Here is a 21,136-nt window from a genome sequence, read left to right on the forward strand (position 1 = left end):
AGCGCACGCTCGATCGCGCGAAGGCGGACGTTGGCGATGCGGTGTCTGCGCGTGGCGAGGCGCGCGAGGTACGTGAGTCGGCGGGGTCGATCGCCGCGGCGTTCGGACAGGATCACGCGTTCGGCGTGTTCGCGTCGGTTGCCTCGACCGTGAAGGGGATGAGCCGCGCGCGGGTCGCGGCGCTGCTGACGCGCGCGTGATGCCTTCGCGGCTTGCGCGTGTCGATCCCGTTCAGGGCGGCCCGCAACGACATGACGAATTTTTTTGTCGTTGCACTTAATCGATGGCGAGGTCGGGTCGTTCAGCTTTCTCGTAGCCGGTACGGAAACCGACGGCAACAGCGAGTCCACCCATCCTGACATCAAGGAACAATCATTATGTTGAGCCTGCACACCAACTCGGCAGCGATGTCGATCCAGAAGACCCTCGGCAACACGCAAACCGACCTCAGCACGTCGATGACGCGCCTCGGTACCGGCTATCGCATCAACTCGGCCAAGGACGACGCGGCCGGCCTGCAGATCGCCACGCGTCTGTCCGCGCAAACTCGCGGCATGAACGTCGCCATGCAGAACACGCAGAACGCATCGTCGATGCTGCAAACCGCCGACGGCGCATTCGGTGAAGTGTCCAACGTGCTGCTGCGCATGAAGGATCTCGCAACCCAGGCCGCCGATGCTTCCTCGAGCGACGACGACAAGACGGCGATGCAAGCCGAATACGACGCGCTCGGCAAGGAACTCGCGAACGTGATGGCGAACACCTCGTACGGCGGCTCGAAGCTGCTGAACGGCGGCAAGCTGGCCGCCGAACTGACGTTCCAGATCGGCGCGGCCTCGGCCGAAACCATGACGGTCGATTTCAGCACGCAACTGACGTCTGTCGATACCTCGCTGACGGCCGTCAGCGGCGCGTACAAGACCCCGGCCACGCCGGGCACCGAACTGACGACCGACGCGAACGCGCAGATCGACCTGCTCAGCAAAGCACTGAAGGATGTCGGCTCGCTGCGTTCGTCGCTGGGCGCGTCGGAAAACCGCCTCGAGCACGTGTTCAACAACCTCGGCAACATGTCGACCAACACCGGCGATGCGGAAGGCCGGATCATGGATGTCGACTACGCGTCGGAAAGCGCGAACATGACCTCGAAGCAGATCCTGATGCAGGCCGGCACGGCAATGCTCAAGCAAAGCTCGAGCATGACGCAGATGGTGATGTCGCTGATCCAGTAAGGGTCGCATCGCAACAATTTGCATCCCCGGCGGCTGCCGCGCTCTCCGCGCGGTGTTCCGGCCGGCCGGGGTCACCCACGTGCCACGTTGAGACTTCCTTGAGAGTACTCGCGTGGCCGTGTCTCCATCCCGAAAATGGCGTCATTCGCCTATCGGGACTCCATCTTGTCCACGCATTCCTCCTCAGCCCGTCGATCGACCGATAAGCGCCTGCCTGTTGTGCTGGATTCCTGCACGCTCGGCCGGCCGTTTCATTTGCTCGATACGTTTCATCAGGCCTTGCAGCGGCGGCTCGCTCGCTACCTGCATGCGCGTTTCAACCGTCGCCATGGTGCCGCGCTCGACGTAACCGGCGTCTCGGCCGTCGCGGCTGCGGCGATCTCGGACGATGCGCCGTGGCGAGCGTTCGTGGCGGCGCGCGATGCGCATGGGGGCCTGCCGGGCGGCACGTCTGGCGATGACGCGGGCGATGGCCGGATAGCGGTACGGATCGAACGCGGCCTGCTGACCGCGCTGCTCGCGTGGCATTACGGCGACCAGCCGGCCGCTGCGTCCGCCGGCTTGCCGGCGGAAACCGAAACCGAGCAGCGCTTCGGTGCCGCGCTCGCGCTCGCGCTGGCCGACGAATTCGCCGCGTGCGTCGCGCCGCTGGCGGCGCCGGGTTGCATGCCGTGTCCGTCGGCGCTGCCGGCGCGTCCCGCGCGCGGCGCGCATGTGGTGCGCGTGAACATCGTGAATCGCGCACACCAGCCGCCCGTGGCGCGCGAGGCAGGCACGCCGGAGGCGATGCCCAAGGTGCCCGATACCCTCGACAGCGCAGCAGGCGCCGACCGCTCGACCGATCCCGCCCCCGACCCCGTAGCCAAGCCTGCACCATCCGCCCCCATTGCCGGCGCGATCGAATTCGCGCTGGACGATCGCTGGCTCGCCCGGCTGTTCGCGTCCGTGGCACCGCGGCGCGGGCCGCCGGCGAAGGCCGCCGCGGCCGGCGCCGACACGGCGCTCGAGAGCCGTGTCCCGATCCGCGTGACCGCCCGGATGCTGACCCGCGATGTGTCGCTCGACGACGTGATGCGCCTTGCGCCCGGCGACGTGATGCCGGTGCGCCTACCCGATACCGCCGACGTGCTGGTCGAAGGCGTGTGCCTGTACCGGGCCGTCGTCGCGGAGCACGGCGGCACGCTTTGTCTCACCGCATTCGAAGAAATGGAGTAACCGATGAGCACGAACCCCGAACTCGATGTCGACGCGATGCTGGCCGATCTCGGCGACCACTCCGCCGGCCTGTCCCCCGACCCGGCTACCGCGCTCGCGCCGCGCCGCGCGTCGCCCGGCTTGTTGCGCAAGATCTCCGTGCGCCTGACGCTGGAGGTCGGCGGCGCGACGTTGCCGCTGTCCGAACTCGCCGCGCTCGGGCCGGGCTCGATCGTCGATCTCGACCGGCTGGCCGGCGAGCCGCTCGTGATGAAGGTGAACGGCGAGGCGATTGGCACCGCCGAGGTCGTGGTGGCCGGCGAGCACTATGGCCTGCGGATCGTCTCGCTCGACGATCTGACGGCGCTCGCGCGATGACGGGGGGGCGATCCCTCGCCGGCGTGCGTGCACGCGTGCTCGCGGCTGGCGTCGCGCTCGCGCTGTGCACGCTCGCGTCGCCCGCCTGGGCGGACGCGCTGACGCTGGTGAGCGGCGCCGCGAACGGCCAGCCGTTCACGGTGAAGACGCAGATCCTCGTACTGATGACGCTGCTCGGCCTGCTGCCGGCGCTGCTGATGACGATGACGAGTTTCCTGCGCTACGTGATCGTGCTGTCGCTGCTGCGGCAAGCGCTCGGGTTGCAGCAGGGCCTGCCTGCGAGAATCGTGACCGGCGTCGCCCTGGTGCTGACGATGCTGACCATGCGCCCGGTCGGCGAGGCCATCTGGAAGGACGCATTCGTGCCGTACGACCAGGATCGCATCTCGCTGCAGCAGGCGCTGCACAAGGCTGAGCAGCCGTTGTCGCGCTTCATGCTCGCGCAAACGAACAAGGCGTCGCTCGCGCAGATGGCGACGCTGTCCGGCTCCGCCGACGTCGCCAAGGCCGAGGATCAGCCGTTTGTCGTGAAGCTGTCCGCGTTCGTGCTGAGCGAGCTGAAAACAGCCTTCCAGATCGGCGCGATGCTGTTCATCCCGTTCCTCGTGATCGACATCATCGTGGCGTCGGTGCTGATGGCGATGGGCATGATGATGCTGTCGCCGCTGGTGATTTCGCTGCCGCTGAAGCTGCTGCTGTTCGTGCTGGTCGACGGCTGGGCGCTGACCGTGACGACCTTGATCACCAGCGTGAGGAGCGTCTGATGCTCACGCCCGACATCGCGGCCGATCTCGCAACCGATGCGCTGCGGCTCGTACTCGTCGTGCTGCTCGTGCTGATCACGCCGGGGCTGATCACCGGCATTCTGGTCGCGCTGTTTCAGGCCGCCACGCAGATCAACGAGCAGACCATGAGCTTCCTGCCGCGCCTGGTCGTCACGCTGGTCGCGCTCGCGCTGGCCGGCCCGTGGGTGGCGGATCGCGTGATGCACTACACGGTGGCGATCTTCCAGCGCGCGGCGCAGCTCGCCGGCTGAAATGGAGATCGTCCTCGACAGGCTGCTGCCGTTCGGCGTCGCGCTGCTCTGGCCGTTCTGCCGGATCTTCGCGGCGCTCGCGACCGCACCGGTGCTGGGCGAGGCCATGGTGCCGATGCGCGCCCGCGCGCTCGCCGCGCTGCTGCTCGCGTTGGTCGTGCAGCCCGCGCTGCCGCCGATGCCGACGCTCGATCCGTTTTCGTTCGCCGGCATCGGTGTGATCGCCGAGCAGATCCTGATCGGCGGCCTGCTCGGCTTCGTGCTGCATCTGGTGCTCGCGGCGATGCTGATGTTCGGCACGCTGCTGTCGTCGCAGATGGGCCTGTCGATGGCCGCGATCAACGACCCGGTAAGCGGCCAGACGGCGGACGTGCTGTCGAGCGTGATGATGGTCGTATTCATGCTGCTGTTCTTTTCGATCGATGGGCACCTGATGCTCGTGCAGGTGCTCGCGCGCAGCTTCACTGCGTGGCCGGTGGGCGCGTTCGCGTTCGATACGGACGCGCTCAGGCAGCTCGTGTTCGCGGTCGGCTGGATGTTTTCCGCCGCGCTCGCGCTGGCGCTGCCGGTGGTGTTCGCGACGCTCGTGGTGCAGGTCGGGCTGGGGCTGCTGAATCGCGCGGCGCCGTCGCTGAACCTGTTTTCGCTCGGTTTCTCGGTCACGACGATGTTCGGGCTGCTGCTCGTCACGTTGCTGATGCCGTCGCTGCCCGACCACTACGGCCGCATGATCGCCCACGCGCTCGACCTGTACGACCGGCTTGCGCCGGCCGCCGGAGCCGTGCGGTGAGCGCGCAGCCGGGCAGCGGCGACAAGACCGAGAAGGCCACCCCGCGCAAGCTCAGAAAGGCGAAGCAGGAAGGGCAGGCGGTGCGCTCGCGCGATCTCGCGACGGCGATCGGCGTGCTGGTGTCGATGAAGCTGATGATCGCGCTGCTGCCGGGATGGGTTGGCGACCTGCGTGCGCTGTTCGCGCTGTCGATGGCGGATCTGTCGCGGCCCGACGCGCTGCCCGATGCGGCATCGATGCTGTTCCCCGCCACGCTGCTGCTGATCGGCAAGATGCTTGCGCCGCTCGCGGCGGTGCCGGTCTGCATCGTGCTCGGCTCGCTGTTTCCCGGCGGCTGGGTGATCAGCGCGAAGAACGTGATGCCGAAGGCGAGCCGCTTGAGCCCGGCGGCCAACCTGAAGCGGCTCGTGTCCGGCCGCCATTACGTGCAGCTTGCCACCACGGTCGCGAAGGCCGCGGCGCTGATTGCCGTGCTGGTGCTCGTCTGCCGCGCGAATCTCGATCGCTTCCTGCAGTTGCGCGCGGCGCCGCTCGCGGATGTGCTGTCGAGCGGCGCCGCGATGTTCGTCGATTCGACGCTGACGCTGTGCGCGGTGCTCGCCGTGTTCGCGCTGATCGATGCGCCGCTGCAACGCATGCTGTTCCTGCGCGGCCAGCGGATGAGCAAGCGCGACATCAAGGACGAGATGAAGCAGACGGAAGGCAAGCCCGAGGTGAAGAGCCGCATCCGTCAACTGCAGCGGCAAATGGCGCGGCAGGGCATTCGCAAGACGGTGCCCGGCGCCGACGTGGTGATCGTCAACCCCACCCATTACGCGGTCGCGCTGAAATACGACGAAACGCGTGCACAGGCGCCGTTCGTCGTCGCGAAAGGCGTGGATGAAGCGGCGCTGTTCATCCGCGAGATCGCCAACCGGCACGGTATCGAGGTGCTGGAGCTGCCGCCGCTCGCCCGCGCGATCTATCGCACCAGCCAGGTCAATCAGCAGATTCCGGCCGCGCTGTATCGCGCGGTGGCGCAGGTGCTGACCTACGTATTGCAGATCCAGGCGTTTCGCCGCGGCGTGCGCCCATCGCGGCCCGCGCTGCCGGCCGGCCTCGACATTCCCGAGCCTCTGACGGAGATTCCATCGTGACGACTTCCCCCGCGCGGTTGCGCGCGAACCTGAAACGGATCCGGGTGGCCGCGCCGCTTGCGCTGCTGATGCTGCTCGTGATGATCATCCTGCCGCTGCCGCCGGTGGTGCTGGACATGCTGTTCACGTTCAACATCGTGCTGTCGATCGTGGTGATCATGGTGGCCGTCACGGTGAAGCGGCCGCTCGATTTCTCGGCGTTCCCCACGGTGATTCTCGCCGCGACGCTGATGCGGCTCACGCTGAACGTCGCCTCCACGCGCGTCGTGCTGCTCCACGGGCACACCGGCACGCATGCGGCCGGGCAAGTGGTCGAGGCGTTCGGCAACGTGGTGATCGGCGGCAATTTCGTGGTCGGGCTGGTGGTGTTCGTGATCCTGATGATCATCAACTTCGTGGTGGTCACGAAGGGCGCCGAACGGATCTCGGAAGTGTCCGCGCGCTTCACGCTCGATGCGCTGCCGGGCAAGCAGATGGCGATCGATGCCGACCTGAACGCGGGCGTGATCACGCAGGAACAGGCGCAGGTGCGGCGCCGCGAAGTTTCTTCCGAAGCCGACTTTTACGGCGCGATGGACGGCGCGTCGAAGTTCGTGCGCGGCGACGCGATCGCCGGCATTCTGGTGCTGGTGATCAACCTGATCGGTGGCCTGGCGATCGGCGTGATGATGCACGACCTGTCGATGGCCGATGCGCTGCATCAGTATGGATTGCTGACGATCGGCGACGGTCTGGTCGCGCAGATTCCCGGCCTGCTGCTGTCGGCGGCGGCGGCGGTGATCGTCACGCGGATCAGCGACGCACGCGATTTCCAGGAGCAGGTCGCGCAGCAGTTGCTGGCGTCGCCGGTGGTGCTGTACAGCGCCGCCGCGCTGATGGCGATGCTCGGCTTGATCCCCGGCATGCCTACCTTCACGTTCCTGTTGTTCGCCGCGATCCTCGGCTTTGCCGGCTGGCGGATGGCGCAGCGGCCGTCCGCCGCCGCGGCCGAGCAGATCCGCGAGGCGAACGAATCGGTGGGCGCCGCGCTGCTTGCCGCGCCGTCGGACGCGCTCGACTGGCGCAGCCTGCCGTATGTGGAGCCGCTGTCGGTGTCGCTCGGCTACAAGCTCGTCGCGATGGTCGACGAGAGCCAGGGGGCGCCGCTCGTGAAGCGGATTCGCGGCACGCGGCGCAGCCTGTCCGAGGCGCTCGGCTTTCTGGTGCCGCCGATCGGCACGCGCGACGATCTCGGCTTGCAGCCGTCGCAATACGCGATCGTGCTGAACGGCACCGCGGTCGCGCGCGCGCAGATCCACGCCGACCGGCTGATGGCGATTCCGTCGTCGACGGTGTACGGGGAACTCGACGGCATTCCGGGCGTCGATCCCGCGTACGACATGCTCGTCACGTGGATCGAGCCCGCGCAGAAGGCGCACGCGCTCGGCCTGGGTTACCAGGTGGTCGACGGCGCGACGGTGGTCGCGACCCACGTTGCGAAGGTGGTGCGCGACGCGCTGCCCGAGCTGTTCAGCTACGACAACGTGACCGCGCTGCTGGAGCGGCTGGCGGGGATCGCGCCGGTGGTGAGCGATGCGCTCGGCAAGAGCCTGACGCACGGCCAGTTGCGTCGCGTGTTTCGCCTGTTGCTGGCGGAGAGCGTATCGCTGAAGGATATCGAGACGATCGCCGCGACGCTCGTCGAGGCGGCGGACAGCACGAAGGATCCGATCCTGCTCGCGGCCGAAGTGCGCTGCGCGCTGCGTCGCCAGATCGTTGCGGATCTGACGGGCACGCAGCCCGAGATTCGCGGCTTCAGCCTGACGGGCGAGTTGGAAAGCCTGCTGCTCGGCTCGCTGGCCCGCTCCGAACAGGCCGGCGGCCGGGTGCCGCTCGACGATTTCGCGGTCGATCCGAACGTGCTCACGCAATTGCAGACGACGATGCCGGGCGTGCGCGATCAGATGAAGCAGGCGGGTGCGACGCCGGTGCTGCTGGTGATTCCGCGCTTGCGGCCGATTCTGGTGCGTTATGCGCGCTTGTTCGCGCCGGGGCTTGCGGTGTTGTCGTACAACGAGGTGCCGGAGGCGAGGGAGGTCAGTATCGTCGGCACGCTCGGATGAGCGTGGGCGTTGCGTGCCGCGCCCATTCAGTCGTCGACGATATCGATCGCGATCCGCTTCAGCCGGATGGTAAACCGGCTGCCGGCACCGGGCGTCGACTGCACGTCGATCGTGCCGCCGTGCCGCTCGACAACCGCCTTCACGAACGGCAGCCCGAGCCCCACGCCCTGGCTCGCGTCCTTCGCGTCGTTGCCGACCTGGAAGAACGGCTCGAACAGATGCGGCAACGCGGTGCGCTCGATGCCGATGCCGTGATCCTCGATGCGCACCGCCGCGCTGTCGTCGTCGGCATCGATCCAGACCTCCACCGACGTGCCCGGTGCCGAATACTTGATTGCGTTGTCGAGCAGGTTCACCAGCGCGCGCAGCAGCATGTCCTGATTGCCCAGCACGAACAGGTCCGGCCCTTCGTGATGCGGCCCGTTCAACTGTATCCGCTTCGCGGTCGCGCCGTGCCATACCTGATCGATCGCTTCCGCCGCCAGGTCGTTCAGCGACAGCGGCGTGCCCGCCTGCGGGTCGAAATGTTCGGCGCGCGAAAGCTGCATGAAATCCTGCGAGACGCGCAGGCTGTAGTTCACCAGCCGTTGCAGATCCGCGAGGAACGCGGGATCGGCTGTCGAGCTCGTGCGGCCGCGCGCCTCGACGAGTGCGAGGATCGACGAGAGCGGATTGCGCAAGTCGTGCGCCATGTGGCGCAGCGTCTGCCGATCGCTCGCCACCGCTTCCTTCAGCGCGTGGACATCGACGAAGCAGATCATGCTCGCGGTGCCCGCCGCGTCGTCGAACGGCGTGACCATCATCAGGTGATCGCGCTGCCGGAGCGTCATTTCGGCGGAGCGGATCTTGCCGGTGGCGTGCGCCTGCACGATCTCGTCATGCGCCAGGGCGAGGATGGCGGCGTCGCGCGCAGCGCCGTCCGGCTGCGGGTCGAGTGCCGCCAGCATCGCCGCGCCGCGCTCGTTGCGCAGGATCAGCCGGCCTTCGCGTTCCACGAAGACGGGGTACGGCAAGGTCTGGATCACGTCGACGTAGGTGGTCTGCCACGCGCGGATCTGACGCATCGCGTGCTGGAGCGTCGGCGGCCCGGCGCTGGCCTGCCCGACCAGCGGCGAGCTGGCGGATCGTTCGTTCAGCGAATGGAACTCGCCGAGCAGGAAGCCGCGAATGCGGTTCGCGTGCCGCCAGCCATACACCGCGAAGATGATCGCGCAGACCTGCACCGTCGGCCCGATCGGAACCAGGTAGTGCCGATCGATCAGCAGCAGCGTGGCGATGCCGATGTAGAGCGCGATCCAGGCGAGCGCGCAGCCGTACATGCGCCGGCCCGGCACGAATGCGCAGATCGCCAGCATGCCCAGCGCCGTTGCGAGACAGACGACGAGCTGCAGGCGTCGCGACGTGCGCTTGAGCACCTGGCCGTCGAGCAGGGCTTCCGCCACCAGCGCGTCGATCTGCACGCGCCGCAGCGGCTTGCTGACCGACGACAGGTTGAAGTCGCCCGACAGATCCGCCGTGATGTCGCCGACGAATACGATCCTGCCCGCGAATTCGGACGGGCTCACGCGGCCCTTCAGGACATCCACGTACGAGTACTGATCGAGATCGAAGTGCTGCGGGAACGCGAGCGCGAGGCTGTCCGGCACGATCCGGCCCATGGTCGCGACGTGATTCTGCAGATACGGGTGCAGATCGCCGACCGCCGGCTGCAGGCCGGCGACGCGCAGCGCCTCGAGCACCACGTGCGGGCGCCGCTCGCCGTGCGGACCGTCCGGGATGAACGGCACGATGCCGTACACCTGGTTATCCGCGCCGATCACGAAACTGCGCGGGCCGGTGGCGGCCGCCGCACTCGCGAGCGCGGGGGCGGGCGGAAGCTGGCTGCCCGGCGCGTAGCGCGCGTTCGATGCCGCCAGCGTCGGCAGCACCACGTGGCCCTGCTTGCGCATCGCCCGCGCCAGTACGGCATCGTCGGGCCGGCTGTCGGACAGCATGAAGTCGATCACCACTGCCGACGCCTCCGACAGCCGATCGAGCAGTTGCGCGTGCACCGTGCGCGAGAAGCTCGGGCCGGCGCCGAGTTCGGCCAGCGTGCGCTGGTCGACACCGATGACCGCGATTTCGTGATGGATGTGGTTGCGCGTTTGCTTCGCGACGAGATCGTCATACAGCCGGTCGAGCGGCGCGAATATCGATTCCGCCGTCGGCGTGGCCGCGAGCGCCGCGAGCACCAGCATGCCGGCGGCGAGCAGACTGCTGCGCCATTGCCGGACCGGCGCGGCGCTTCGGAGGGGCGTGAGCCATCGGCGCATGGTGGAGACAGGGTGAGGTCGGGACGGTCGGGGGTTCTGGCCGGCCCCGCTGCGCGAGACAGGCGCGGGGCGTGGTGTATCGCGTATCGGGAAGGGCCTGTCGATCATAGAGCAAGCGTGAGGCAGTCCGCCATCGGGGAATGGCGCCTTCAGGACTGCGATTTATCCGATTCGGCGGGCGGGCGTTGACAGTCTTTCAATAAGCTATCAATGCGGGATTCGCGTTGATCCTCTGTTGAGGAATATAGGTATGCTGACGAATTGGCGAATAATATTCGGCTTGCGGGGGACGCAGCCGATGGCTTGGCTGCGTGCCTGTTCTGATCACGCAATCAACCATGGATGGATCATGATCGTCGGAATACTCGAGGACGTCGTCGCGCAGGCGAACACGGTTGCCGGCTGGCTGGAGAAGGCGGGCTACGAGGCGCTCGTGCGCCATGACGGCGACAGCTTCATCGAGGCCGTTCAGGCGCAGCGTGTCGATGTGCTGCTGCTCGACTGGGACGTACCCGGCAAATCCGGGATCGAGGTGCTGCGCTGGGTACGCGAGACGTTCGCGGCTGCCCAGCCGGTCATCATGATGACGCAGCACGACGGCGAGAACGACATCGTGTTCGGGCTGAACAGCGGCGCCGACGATTATCTGGTGAAGCCGCTGCGCGAACGTGAGCTGCTTGCGCGGCTCGGTGCGCAGGTGCGCAAGTACTACCCCGAACTGCAAGCACCAAAAGTGATCCGCCTTGGCCGGGTCGTGCTGGATGTCGGCGCGCGTGCCGCGGCGGTGGACGATCGGCCGGTCGAGCTGTCGCAACGCGAATTCGATCTGGCGACGCTGCTGTTCGAGAACGTCGGGCGGATCGTGTCGAAGGACGTAATGAGCAAGCGGATTTGGGGCGCGGTGGATCGCAAGTACGACGCGACGCTCGCGACCTATGTGAGCAAGCTGCGAACGAATCTGGGGCTCAGGCCGAAGAACGGCGTGGTGATCTCGACGGTGTACAACTTCGGGTACCGGCTGGAGCGTAGCGGGGAGGAGTAAAGACGCTGGAGCGGTTGGCTGGCGGTGGCGAATGGGCTGAACCCGTCCACCTGCCATCCGGAGTTGCAAAAGGAAAAGCCCGCAACACTTTCGCGTTGCGGGCTTTTGAATTTGGTGGCGAATCAGGGATTCGAACCCCGGACCTGCGGATTATGATTCCGTCGCTCTAACCGACTGAGCTAATTCGCCAACAGAAAATCGATTATGAAGAAGTGGCCGAGGCCTGTCAACACCTTTCTGGAAAAATCTTCATCCGGCCCCGAACCACCCCTTCTCGCTTCGGCCTGCGCCGCCCGAGTCGTCGGTGCGCTCAGTCTTGCGCGTAGATATTCGTCCCCTTCGTCTCCTTGACGAACAGCAGCCCGATCACGAACGTCGCCAGCGCGATCACGATCGGATACCAGAGCCCCGAATAGATGTTGCCCTTCGCCGCCACGATCGCGAACGCAGTGGCCGGCAGGAAGCCGCCGAACCAGCCGTTGCCGATGTGATACGGCAGCGACATCGACGTGTAGCGGATTCGCGTCGGGAACATCTCCACCAGCATCGCGGCGATCGGCCCGTACACCATGGTCACGAAGATCACCAGGATCGTCAGCACCACGATCGTCATCGGCCAGTTGATCTGCGACGGATCGGCCTTGGCCGGGTAGCCCGCGCCTTTCAGCGTGGCCGCCAGCGTCTTGTCGAACGCGCCGCCCTTGGCCTTGGCATCGCCGGACTTGCCGTCGTAGGTGTCCACCGCCGTGTCGCCCACCTTGATCTGCGCGAGCGTGCCGGCCGGTGCCGCCACGTTCTCGTAGTTCAGGCCGGCCTTGGAGAGCGCCGCCTTGGCGATGTCGCACGAGGAGGTGAACTTCGCCGTGCCGACCGGGTTGAACTGGAACGAGCACTCGTCGGGGTTCGCGATCACCGTGATCGGCGCCTTCTGCGTGGCGGCTTCCATCGCCGGGTTGGCGTAGTGCGTCAGCGCCTTGAACAGCGGGAAGTAGGTCAGCGCCGCGATCAGGCAGCCGGCCAGGATGATCGGCTTGCGGCCGATCCGGTCCGACAGCGAGCCGAAGAACAGGAAGAACGGCGTGCCGATCAGCAGCGCCGCGGCGATCAGGATGTTGGCGGTGGTGCCGTCGACCTTCAGCGTCTGCGTCAGGAAGAACAGCGCGTAGAACTGCCCCGTGTACCAGACCACGGCCTGGCCGGCGGTCAGCCCGATCAGCGCGAGGATCACGATCTTCAGGTTCTTCCACTGGCCGAACGCTTCCGTGAGCGGCGCCTTCGAGGTCTTGCCCTCGGCCTTGATGCGCAGGAACACCGGCGATTCGTTCAACTGCATGCGAATCCACACCGACACGGCCAGCAACAGGATCGACGCGACGAACGGCACGCGCCAGCCCCAGGCGCCGAACGTTTCCTCGCCCACCGCGGTGCGCACGCCGACGATCACGAGCAGCGACAGGAACAGGCCGAGCGTGGCGGTGGTCTGGATCCAGGCGGTGTAGAAACCGCGCCGGTTGGCGGGGGCATGCTCGGCCACGTAGGTGGCCGCGCCGCCGTATTCGCCGCCGAGCGCGAGGCCCTGCAGCAGCCGCATCGCGATGAAGATCACCGGTGCCGCGATGCCGATCGTGGCGTAGCCGGGCAGGAAGCCCACCACGAACGTCGATACGCCCATGATCACGATCGTGACGAGGAACGTGTACTTGCGGCCGACCATGTCGCCGAGCCGCCCGAACACAATGGCACCGAACGGGCGCACCGCGAAGCCGGCGGCGAAGCCGAGCAGCGTGAAGATGAACGCTGCGGTGGGATTGACGCCCGAGAAGAAGCTCTTGCTGATGTAGGCCGCGAGCGAGCCGGCCAGATAAAAGTCGTACCACTCGAACACGGTGCCGAGCGAGGACGCGAAGATCACGCGTTTCTCGTCGCTCGTCATCGGCGAATGCGCGATGTGCCCGCCTACTGTCGCCATGAGTCGTCTCCAGTTCTTGATATCGGTATCAGTTCGCCATCCTGACGAACTTGCGACGATTATTGGCGGCCAAACTTACGGTGTTCTGACTGGAAAGCCGATCAGGGTTTATTGGGAGCGTCGGGCAAGAATGCAGTGAAATTGCGTCAATGTCGCCCATCGATACTCGATGTTCGCGTATTTCTGCGTATGGTTCGCAGCGCGGCCGTGCGGCTCAGGGTTATTCCGGGGCGGCCTGGCGCAGCGCGAAGCTGACGCGCACCAGCGTGCCGGCCAGGCGGGGGGCGGCCTGATAGACGTGGTCGTCGATCGCGATCTCGCCGCCGTGCTGCGTGACGATCTCGCGCACGATCGCCAGGCCCAGCCCGCTGCCCTCGCCATCGCGGCCGAGGATGCGATAGAAGCGTTCGAGCACGCGCCCGCGTTCGTGCGCGGGAATGCCGGGGCCGGTGTCTTCCACATCGATGTGCACCACGCCGGTGGCGGGGCGGTGGGCATGATGGGCGTCGTCGGCGAGCGTCGCGGTGGGGTCGATGGCCACGCGCACCGTGATCCGCCCGCCTTCCGGTGTGTAGCGGATCGCGTTGTCGATCAGGTTGCCGAGCATCTCGCGCAGCATCACGGGGTTGCCGTCGATGAGTGCAGGCGGCGAAGGCAGTGCGTTGCCGGCCGGTGGTTCGTCGGGCGGCTCGCTGTTTTCAGCGTCCGGCAGGTCGTCCGGCCCTTCGTAGCCGAGATCCATGCGTTTCGCGAACGCAGCCTGTACCCAGTCGCGCACGGTCACGCGCGCCAGCGCCAGCGGATCGACCGGCTCGAACGTCAGCCCGCTCGCGCGATTCTCGGCGCGCGCCAGCGCCAGCAATTGCGTGACGAGCCGCGCGGCCTGCTCGGAGCTGGCCGCGATCTGTTCGAGCGAGTGCCCGACCTCGGCCGAAACCTCGTGACGCAGTGCGAATTCGGCCTGGGTGCGCAACCCGGCCAGCGGCGTCTTCATCTGATGGGCGGCGTCGGCGATGAAGCGCTTTTGCAGCGCGATGTTCTGTTCGAGTCGGGCGAGCAGATCGTTGAACGAGGTGACGAGCGGCTCGATTTCGGGCGGCGCGCGTTGCGCATCGACGGGCGAGAGATCGTCGGGGCGGCGGTTGCGGATGTGCGCCTGCAGGGCGGTCAGCGGCGCGAGGCCGCGCGACAGCCCGAACCACACCAGCACGATTGCCAGCGGCAGGATCACGAACTGCGGCAGGATCACGCCCTTGATGATGTCGTTGGCGAGCGCGTTGCGCTTGTCGAGCGTCTCGCTGACCTGCACCAGCACCGGTTGCGCACCGCTCGCCCCGGGCAGCGCGACGGTGGTGTAGGCGACGCGGATGTCGTTGCCGCGCAGCAGGTCGTTGCGGAACAGCACGAGGCCGGGCGGCGGGCGGTCGTCGTCGCGCGGCAGCGGCAGGTCGGCCTCGCCGGCCACCAGTTCGCCGCGCGTGCCGAGCACCTGGAAGTAGACGCTGTCGACGTTGTCGGTGCGCAGCAGGTCGAGCGTGGCCTTGGGCAGCACCAGCTCGGCCACGCCGTTGACGGGCGTGATCTGCCGCGCGAGCACGTAGGCGTCGGTTTCGAGCGCACGGTCGAACGGGCCGTCGGCGATGGTTTTCGCCACCAGATAGGTGACGGCGATGCTCATCGGCCAGAGCAGCAAGAGCGGCGCCAGCATCCAGTCGAGGATTTCGCCGAACAGCGAGCGCGGCCGGCCGGTATCGGCGGATTCGCCCTCGTCGGGCGGCGCGAACGGGTTCTCGTAGCGCGCGTCGCGTTCGGCGTCGTGCGGATCTTGCGGCCGAGGCCTGGGCCGGGCGCGCGGCGGGCGGAACGGCGTGGCCATCGCGGGGCGCGGCGGCCCGTCAGCGCAGCGGCGGGAGCGCCGCCGGTGCTTCCGACGTGGCCGCGGTGGCCGTGGCCACACCTGCGGCCGGTTCGGCCGCCGCTTTCTCCATGCAGTAGCCGAGCCCGCGCACGGTCAGGATGCGCACGCCGCTCGGCTCGATCTTCTTGCGCAGCCGGTGCACATAGACCTCGATCGCGTTGTTGCTGACTTCCTCGCCCCATTCGCACAGGTGATCGACGAGCTGCTCCTTCGAGACGAGCCGGCCGATCCGTTGCAACAGCACTTCGAGCAGGCCGAGCTCGCGCGCCGACAAATCGAGCACGCGTTCGTTGGCGTAGGCGAGCCGGCCCACCTGGTCGAAGCTCAACGAGCCATGGCGGATCACCGTCGGGCCACCGCCGGCGCCGCGCCGCGTGAGGGCGCGTACGCGCGCTTCGAGTTCGTTCAGCGCGAAGGGCTTGGCCATGTAGTCGTCGGCGCCGAGGTCGAGGCCCTTGACGCGTTCGTCGACGCTGTCCGCGGCGGTCAGTATCAGCACCGGCAAGACCGAGTTGCGTGCGCGCAGGCGCCGCAACACGTCGAGGCCGGGCATTTTCGGCAGGCCGAGATCGAGAATCAGGAGGTCGAACGTCTGCATCGACAGCGCGGTATCGGCCTCGACGCCGTTCGCGACGTGATCGACGGCATAGCCCGATTGGCGGAGTGATCGGGTCAAACCGTCCGCGAGTATGCTGTCATCTTCGGCAATCAGGATTCGCATGGTGCGTGGCCGCGGCGCGCGAGGCGGCGTGCGGGCGCCTGCGCGGGTGTCTCCGGAGGGTCGGGATGAGTCGTGCGGAACCCGCAATTCGGGCTTGCACAAACTACTGTTTTTTTATACAGTGTCTGCATTCGTGCACCTAACGGCTTGTCGCCCGGTGTGCCCCAATCAGACGCTGCTCATCATAGCAAAGGACGATTCATGGAAGATAGTAAGAAAGGCGCCGGGCTGACCGCGGAAAAGAGCAAGGCGCTGGCGGCAGCGCTGGCCCAGATCGAGAAGCAGTTCGGCAAGGGCTCGATCATGAAGCTCGGCGATGCCGAGGCCATGGAAGACATCCAGGTCGTCTCCACCGGTTCGCTCGGTCTCGATATCGCGCTCGGCGTCGGTGGCTTGCCGCGCGGCCGCGTCGTCGAAATCTACGGCCCGGAATCGTCGGGTAAAACCACCCTCACGCTGCAAGTGATTGCCGAAATGCAAAAGCTCGGCGGCACGGCGGCATTCATCGACGCGGAACACGCGCTCGACGTCCAGTACGCCTCGAAGCTCGGCGTCAACGTGCCGGAGCTGCTGATCTCGCAGCCGGACACGGGCGAGCAGGCACTGGAAATCACCGATGCGCTGGTGCGTTCGGGCTCGATCGACATGATCGTGATCGACTCGGTCGCGGCGCTGGTGCCGAAGGCCGAAATCGAAGGCGAAATGGGCGATTCGCTGCCGGGCCTGCAGGCGCGCCTGATGTCGCAGGCGCTGCGCAAGCTCACGGGCACGATCAAGCGCACGAACTGCCTGGTGATTTTCATCAACCAGATCCGCATGAAGATCGGCGTGATGTTCGGCAACCCGGAAACCACCACGGGCGGCAATGCGCTGAAGTTCTACGCGTCGGTGCGTCTCGACATCCGCCGGATCGGCTCGATCAAGAAGAACGACGAGGTGATCGGCAACGAAACGCGCGTCAAGGTCGTCAAGAACAAGGTCGCGCCGCCGTTCCGCGAGTCGATCTTCGATATCTTGTATGGCGAAGGCATTTCGCGTCAGGGCGAAATCATCGATCTCGGCGTGCAGGCGAAGATCGTCGACAAGGCCGGCGCCTGGTACAGCTACAACGGCGAGAAGATCGGCCAGGGCAAGGACAACGCGCGTGAATTCCTGCGCGAGAACAGCGATGTCGCTCGCGAGATCGAGAATCGCATCCGCGAATCGCTCGGTGTGGTGGCCATGCCGCAAGGCGGCGTGGTCGCGGGCGCCGGCGCTGCCGAGGACGAGATCCTCGACGAAGAAGAGTGATGCGTCGCAGCCGGGAGCGCCCGGACGATTCGTCGGCCACGTCGTCGCGCGAGGATCGCGCGGCCGACGAACGGCAAACGAGCCACCCGGTGCGCTCCGGTGCTGCGCAATCGCAGGAGGGGCCGCCGGATGGCCGCTCCGCAACGAGGGCATCCGACGATGCCCTCGTTGCATTTCAGCGCGGGGTCGGCGCGCCCGGTGATCCTGCCGACCTGTTCGATCCCGACGAATCGTTCGACGCACACGATACGGCGCGCGGCATCCGCAGCCGTACCGTGCGCAACGGTGCAAGCCGGGCTGCCTCCACCGGCCTGTCGCGGGCGGGCGGCTCGTCCGCCCCGGCAAGCGGGGCATCACGACCGCAGGCGTCGCGTCGCGAAGCGCTGGCGTCCGAACCGTTCGAGCAGGCTGCCCGCGCTCCAGCCCGGCAGGGCCGCTTCGAAAATGCCGACGGCGATCAATATTCGCGCACCAGCGAGCAGGCCACGCGCCGCACGCGGCGGCGCACCAGCAGCCCGTTCGAGGCGCGAAGCGGCCGCGGCGAACGCGGCGAAGCCACGTCATCCGCCGATTCTTCCTCCGCTCGCGAAGCATCCGTGCCCGAGAACGACACGCGCCGCGCCGCGCCCGCGCGCCCGGCGCGCTCGCTGAAGGGCCGGGCGCTCGGCTATCTCTCGCGCCGCGAATACAGCCGCAGCGAACTGGCGCGCAAGCTCGCGCCGTACGTGGAGGAGGGCGACGATCCCGAGGCCTTGCTCGATGCGCTCGAGCGCGAGAACTGGCTGTCCGATGCCCGGTTTACCGAAAGCCTCGTGCATCGGCGCGCGTCGCGCCTCGGTACGGCCCGCATCCTGGGCGAACTGAAGCGTCATTCGGTCGATGGCGAACTGGTCGAATCGGTGACCGAGCAGCTTCGCGAAACCGAGTTCAGCCGTGCGCAGGCCGTCTGGCGCAAGAAGTTCGGCAGCCTGCCGGGCTCGCCGGCCGAGCGAGCCAAGCAGGCGCGCTTCCTGGCGTCGCGCGGCTTTTCCAGCAGCACGATCGTCAAGATCCTGAAGGGCGGCGAGGACGAGTTCGAGGGCGCCTAAGCCCTTGTTTCGTGCTCTCTTTTTAGCCGGGTCCGGCCCTCGATGCTGCACTGCATCCTGTTGCCAATAAGGGTCTAACCGGATATTCGTGGCGATGCGGCAAACCCTCGATAATGCTAAGATCGTGCGGTTTTCCTTATCGGCTTCAACCTTGCGCATGCCGTCATCCAAGCCCGTGTCACGCCCGTCGCGCTTCTGGCGCGCCGCTCCGGCGTTCACCGACCGACGGGGTGGCGTGTGGGGCAGCGTCATCGATCCATCGGTCCTGTCGCATTGCGCGGCGGCGATCAAGGTGATGCAGCCGAGTGGACAGCCGATCCATGAACCCAGGCCCAGCATGCGCTCCGATCGCGAACCCCGTGTCGCCGGCGCCGCCGCGTCGTCCGGCCGGAATTGCCGTTCCGATCGCAGCAGCCAAGCCGTCGTCCCCGCCTGCCGAGCACGCATCGCTCACCGCCTCTCCGCTTTTTCCGCTGTTCCCCGCCCCGTTTTCTCCCGCCGCTTCCCGCTTCGTTCCACCGTTCGATTCGCCGTTACCGGTTCGTGCCTTGCGCAACCGGCTGGGCGTCGTGCGGTGGAGTCGGGCGCCGCTGCGCGACGGCGCGGTGCGGCAGGGCGCGCGGTGCGATGCACGGCCGACCGGGTGCTCACTCCGACATGGCCCGGCGTGGGCCGCCTTGCGCCGGGTGGTGCGGGCGGCTCGCACGAATAATCGGAAACTATTAGTAGAAAGAAGCGACGGTCAATCGACTTTTAATCCAACTCTCCAGACTGAAGGAATCACGCATGAAGATTCACGAGTACCAGGGTAAGGAAATCCTGCGGAAATTCGGTGTCGCGGTCCCGCGCGGCAAGCCGGCGTTCTCGGTGGACGAGGCGCTGAAGGTGGCGGAAGAGCTGGGCGGCCCGGTATGGGTCGTCAAGGCGCAGATTCACGCAGGCGGCCGTGGCAAGGGCGGCGGCGTGAAGGTCGCCAAGTCGCTCGAGCAGGTTCGTGAATACGCCGAACAGATCCTCGGCATGCAGCTCGTCACGCACCAGACCGGTCCGGAAGGCCAGAAGGTCAACCGTCTGATGATCGAAGAAGGCGCGGACATCAAGCAGGAACTGTATGTCAGCCTCGTCGTCGATCGCGTGTCGCAAAAGATCGTTCTGATGGGTTCGAGCGAAGGCGGCATGGACATCGAGGAAGTGGCCGAAAAGCATCCGGAACTGATCCACCACGTCATCGTCGAGCCGTCGACGGGCCTGCTCGACGAACAGGCCGACGACCTCGCCGCGAAGATCGGCGTGCCGGCTGCTTCGATTCCGCAAGCACGCGCGATCCTGCAAGGCCTGTACAAGGCATTCTGGGAAACCGACGCATCGCTGGCCGAAATCAACCCGCTGAACGTGTCCGGCGACGGCAAGGTGATCGCGCTCGACGCCAAGTTCAACTTCGATTCGAACGCGCTGTTCCGCCATCCGGAAATCGTTGCGTATCGCGATCTGGCCGAAGAAGATCCGGCTGAAATCGAAGCGTCGAAGTTCGATCTGGCCTACATCTCGCTCGACGGCGACATCGGCTGTCTCGTGAACGGCGCCGGCCTGGCGATGGCCACGATGGACACCATCAAGCTGTTCGGCGGCGAACCGGCGAACTTCCTGGACGTCGGCGGTGGCGCGACGACCGAGAAGGTCACGGAAGCGTTCAAGCTGATGCTGAAGAACCCGGACCTGAAGGCGATCCTCGTCAACATCTTCGGCGGCATCATGCGTTGCGACGTGATCGCGGAAGGCGTGATCGCAGGCTCGAAGGCCGTGAACCTCGGCGTGCCGCTGGTGGTGCGCATGAAGGGCACGAACGAAGACCTGGGCAAGAAGATGCTCGCCGAATCCGGCCTGCCGATCATCTCGGCTGACAGCATGGAAGAAGCTGCGCAGAAGGTTGTTGCAGCGGCCGCCGGCAAGTAAGCATCGTTGCATTGAACACGCATGGCGGCGCGCAGACGCGACGCCGATCGAACAGAGGTCAATACATGTCGATTCTGATCAACAAAGATACGAAGGTCATCACGCAGGGCATCACCGGCAAGACTGGCCAGTTTCACACGCGCGCTTGCCGCGAGTACGCGAACGGCCGCGAAGCCTACGTCGCGGGCGTGAACCCGAAGAAGGCCGGCGAAGATTTCGAAGGCATTCCGATCTACGCCAGCGTCAAGGAAGCAAAGGCCGAAACGGGCGCAACCGTGTCGGTCATCTACGTGCCGCCGGCAGGCGCGGCGGCCGCGATCTGGGAAGCCGTCGAGGCCGACCTCGATCTCGCGATCTGCATCACGGAAGGCATTCCGGTTCGCGACATGATCGAAGTGAAGGACCGCATGCGTCGCGAAGGCCGCAAGACGCTGCTGCTCGGGCCGAACTGCCCGGGCACGATCACGCCGGACGAGCTGAAGATCGGCATCATGCCGGGCCACATCCACCGCAAGGGCCGCATCGGCGTCGTGTCGCGTTCGGGCACGCTGACGTATGAAGCCGTTGCACAGCTGACGGCGCTGGGCCTCGGCCAATCGTCGGCAGTCGGCATCGGCGGCGATCCGATCAACGGCCTGAAGCACATCGACGTCATGCAGATGTTCAACGACGATCCGGATACGGATGCGGTCGTCATGATCGGCGAAATCGGCGGCCCGGACGAAGCGACGGCAGCCGAGTGGATCAAGTCGAACATGAAGAAGCCGGTCGTCGGCTTTATCGCGGGCGTCACGGCGCCCCCGGGCAAGCGCATGGGCCACGCCGGCGCGCTGATCTCGGGCGGTGCCGATACGGCCGAAGCGAAGCTGGAAATCATGGATGCGTGCGGCATCAAGGTCACGCGCAATCCGTCGGAAATGGGTCGCCTGCTCAAGGCAGCGATCTAAGCGCGCTCGCGGGCTCGTCCCGCGGCAT

At 66.6% G+C, this 21,136-nt stretch carries 18 protein-coding genes and 1 tRNA gene; 14 read left to right on the forward strand and 5 right to left on the reverse strand.

Annotated features, from left to right (window positions below; genetic code table 11):
• From ACYP33_RS29890 to ACYP33_RS29930, 9 genes are all read left to right on the forward strand, one after another.
• A partial coding sequence (locus ACYP33_RS29890; RefSeq protein WP_459624924.1) for a hypothetical protein occupies positions 1 to 200 on the forward strand: 200 nt, incomplete at its 5' end.
• 177 nt (positions 201 to 377) lie between these two features.
• A complete protein-coding gene (locus tag ACYP33_RS29895; protein ID WP_414451077.1) occupies positions 378 to 1,232 on the forward strand; it encodes a flagellin N-terminal helical domain-containing protein in 855 nt (284 codons plus the stop codon).
• A gap of 165 nt (positions 1,233 to 1,397) precedes the next feature.
• Complete coding sequence (locus tag ACYP33_RS29900) at positions 1,398 to 2,447, forward strand: FliM/FliN family flagellar motor switch protein (protein WP_459624925.1); 1,050 nt, start codon at positions 1,398 to 1,400, stop codon at positions 2,445 to 2,447.
• A 3-nt stretch (positions 2,448 to 2,450) separates the two neighbouring features.
• Complete coding sequence (locus tag ACYP33_RS29905; protein WP_459624926.1) at positions 2,451 to 2,804, forward strand: FliM/FliN family flagellar motor switch protein; 354 nt, start codon at positions 2,451 to 2,453, stop codon at positions 2,802 to 2,804.
• Positions 2,801 to 3,568 (forward strand): flagellar type III secretion system pore protein FliP, encoded by a 768-nt coding sequence (gene fliP / locus ACYP33_RS29910; protein WP_459624927.1) that lies wholly within the window; start codon positions 2,801 to 2,803, stop codon positions 3,566 to 3,568. Before ACYP33_RS29905 ends, fliP begins: the two co-directional genes overlap by 4 nt.
• Positions 3,568 to 3,840 (forward strand): flagellar biosynthetic protein FliQ, encoded by a 273-nt coding sequence (locus ACYP33_RS29915; RefSeq protein ID WP_459624928.1) that lies wholly within the window; start codon positions 3,568 to 3,570, stop codon positions 3,838 to 3,840. The genes fliP and ACYP33_RS29915 overlap by 1 nt, the downstream gene beginning before the upstream one ends.
• A 1-nt stretch (position 3,841) precedes the next feature.
• Entirely contained in the window at positions 3,842 to 4,630 is a 789-nt protein-coding gene (fliR, locus tag ACYP33_RS29920) for a flagellar biosynthetic protein FliR (RefSeq protein ID WP_459624929.1), read from the forward strand.
• Positions 4,627 to 5,766, forward strand: coding sequence for a flagellar type III secretion system protein FlhB (flhB, locus tag ACYP33_RS29925; RefSeq protein ID WP_459624930.1), 1,140 nt, complete (start codon positions 4,627 to 4,629; stop codon positions 5,764 to 5,766). Before fliR ends, flhB begins: the two co-directional genes overlap by 4 nt.
• Positions 5,767 to 5,834: 68 nt before the next feature.
• Positions 5,835 to 7,868 (forward strand): flagellar biosynthesis protein FlhA, encoded by a 2,034-nt coding sequence (locus tag ACYP33_RS29930; protein WP_459624955.1) that lies wholly within the window; start codon positions 5,835 to 5,837, stop codon positions 7,866 to 7,868.
• Positions 7,869 to 7,894: 26 nt separating this feature from the next.
• On the opposite strand, the gene ACYP33_RS29935 is transcribed toward ACYP33_RS29930, so the two are convergent.
• Positions 7,895 to 10,180 carry an ATP-binding protein gene (locus tag ACYP33_RS29935; protein WP_459624931.1) on the reverse strand — a complete coding sequence of 762 codons (2,286 nt, stop codon included), beginning with the start codon at positions 10,178 to 10,180 and terminating at the stop codon, positions 7,895 to 7,897.
• Between the two features lie 349 nt (positions 10,181 to 10,529).
• Here ACYP33_RS29935 and ACYP33_RS29940 point away from each other — a divergent pair, with 349 nt between their 5' ends.
• Positions 10,530 to 11,222 carry a response regulator transcription factor gene (locus ACYP33_RS29940; RefSeq protein ID WP_414451892.1) on the forward strand — a complete coding sequence of 231 codons (693 nt, stop codon included), beginning with the start codon at positions 10,530 to 10,532 and terminating at the stop codon, positions 11,220 to 11,222.
• A 112-nt stretch (positions 11,223 to 11,334) separates the two neighbouring features.
• Here ACYP33_RS29940 and ACYP33_RS29945 read toward each other — a convergent pair.
• From ACYP33_RS29945 to ACYP33_RS29960, 4 genes are all read right to left on the reverse strand, one after another.
• A tRNA-Met gene (locus ACYP33_RS29945) sits at positions 11,335 to 11,411 on the reverse strand.
• A gap of 121 nt (positions 11,412 to 11,532) precedes the next feature.
• Positions 11,533 to 13,191, reverse strand: a complete 1,659-nt coding sequence (locus ACYP33_RS29950) for an MFS transporter (protein WP_414451085.1) — start codon at positions 13,189 to 13,191, stop codon at positions 11,533 to 11,535.
• Positions 13,192 to 13,411: 220 nt separating this feature from the next.
• Complete coding sequence (locus tag ACYP33_RS29955; RefSeq protein WP_459624932.1) at positions 13,412 to 15,067, reverse strand: sensor histidine kinase; 1,656 nt, start codon at positions 15,065 to 15,067, stop codon at positions 13,412 to 13,414.
• Between the two features lie 19 nt (positions 15,068 to 15,086).
• The gene (locus ACYP33_RS29960; RefSeq protein WP_459624933.1) at positions 15,087 to 15,830 is read right to left on the reverse strand and encodes a response regulator; all 744 of its coding nucleotides are present in this window, start codon (positions 15,828 to 15,830) and stop codon (positions 15,087 to 15,089) included.
• Between the two features lie 201 nt (positions 15,831 to 16,031).
• Here ACYP33_RS29960 and recA point away from each other — a divergent pair, with 201 nt between their 5' ends.
• From recA to sucD, 4 genes are all read left to right on the forward strand, one after another.
• Positions 16,032 to 17,120, forward strand: coding sequence for a recombinase RecA (gene recA, locus ACYP33_RS29965; protein WP_459624934.1), 1,089 nt, complete (start codon positions 16,032 to 16,034; stop codon positions 17,118 to 17,120).
• Positions 17,120 to 18,208 carry a recombination regulator RecX gene (recX, locus tag ACYP33_RS29970; RefSeq protein ID WP_459624935.1) on the forward strand — a complete coding sequence of 363 codons (1,089 nt, stop codon included), beginning with the start codon at positions 17,120 to 17,122 and terminating at the stop codon, positions 18,206 to 18,208. The genes recA and recX overlap by 1 nt, the downstream gene beginning before the upstream one ends.
• Before the next feature lie 771 nt (positions 18,209 to 18,979).
• Entirely contained in the window at positions 18,980 to 20,161 is a 1,182-nt protein-coding gene (sucC, locus tag ACYP33_RS29975; protein WP_414451893.1) for an ADP-forming succinate--CoA ligase subunit beta, read from the forward strand.
• A gap of 65 nt (positions 20,162 to 20,226) precedes the next feature.
• The gene (sucD, locus tag ACYP33_RS29980) at positions 20,227 to 21,108 is read left to right on the forward strand and encodes a succinate--CoA ligase subunit alpha (RefSeq protein ID WP_206129369.1); all 882 of its coding nucleotides are present in this window, start codon (positions 20,227 to 20,229) and stop codon (positions 21,106 to 21,108) included.
• The last annotated feature ends 28 nt before the right edge of the window (positions 21,109 to 21,136 follow it).

Source organism: Burkholderia sp. 3C, assembly GCF_054589155.1.

What these genes read in the sequence shown, in the direction of transcription:
- ACYP33_RS29895 (WP_414451077.1), top strand. Translation starts at nt 378, where the DNA reads ATGTTGAGCCTGCACACCAACTCGGCAGCGATGTCGATCCAGAAGACC.
- ACYP33_RS29905 (WP_459624926.1), top strand. Translation starts at nt 2,451, where the DNA reads ATGAGCACGAACCCCGAACTCGATGTCGACGCGATGCTGGCCGATCTC.
- fliP (WP_459624927.1), top strand. Translation starts at nt 2,801, where the DNA reads ATGACGGGGGGGCGATCCCTCGCCGGCGTGCGTGCACGCGTGCTCGCG.
- ACYP33_RS29915 (WP_459624928.1), top strand. Translation starts at nt 3,568, where the DNA reads ATGCTCACGCCCGACATCGCGGCCGATCTCGCAACCGATGCGCTGCGG.
- fliR (WP_459624929.1), top strand. Translation starts at nt 3,842, where the DNA reads ATGGAGATCGTCCTCGACAGGCTGCTGCCGTTCGGCGTCGCGCTGCTC.
- ACYP33_RS29930 (WP_459624955.1), top strand. Translation starts at nt 5,835, where the DNA reads ATGCTGCTCGTGATGATCATCCTGCCGCTGCCGCCGGTGGTGCTGGAC.
- ACYP33_RS29935 (WP_459624931.1), bottom strand. Translation starts at nt 10,180, where the DNA reads ATGCGCCGATGGCTCACGCCCCTCCGAAGCGCCGCGCCGGTCCGGCAA.
- ACYP33_RS29940 (WP_414451892.1), top strand. Translation starts at nt 10,530, where the DNA reads ATGATCGTCGGAATACTCGAGGACGTCGTCGCGCAGGCGAACACGGTT.
- ACYP33_RS29950 (WP_414451085.1), bottom strand. Translation starts at nt 13,191, where the DNA reads ATGGCGACAGTAGGCGGGCACATCGCGCATTCGCCGATGACGAGCGAC.
- ACYP33_RS29955 (WP_459624932.1), bottom strand. Translation starts at nt 15,067, where the DNA reads ATGGCCACGCCGTTCCGCCCGCCGCGCGCCCGGCCCAGGCCTCGGCCG.
- ACYP33_RS29960 (WP_459624933.1), bottom strand. Translation starts at nt 15,830, where the DNA reads ATGCGAATCCTGATTGCCGAAGATGACAGCATACTCGCGGACGGTTTG.
- recA (WP_459624934.1), top strand. Translation starts at nt 16,032, where the DNA reads ATGGAAGATAGTAAGAAAGGCGCCGGGCTGACCGCGGAAAAGAGCAAG.
- recX (WP_459624935.1), top strand. Translation starts at nt 17,120, where the DNA reads ATGCGTCGCAGCCGGGAGCGCCCGGACGATTCGTCGGCCACGTCGTCG.
- sucD (WP_206129369.1), top strand. Translation starts at nt 20,227, where the DNA reads ATGTCGATTCTGATCAACAAAGATACGAAGGTCATCACGCAGGGCATC.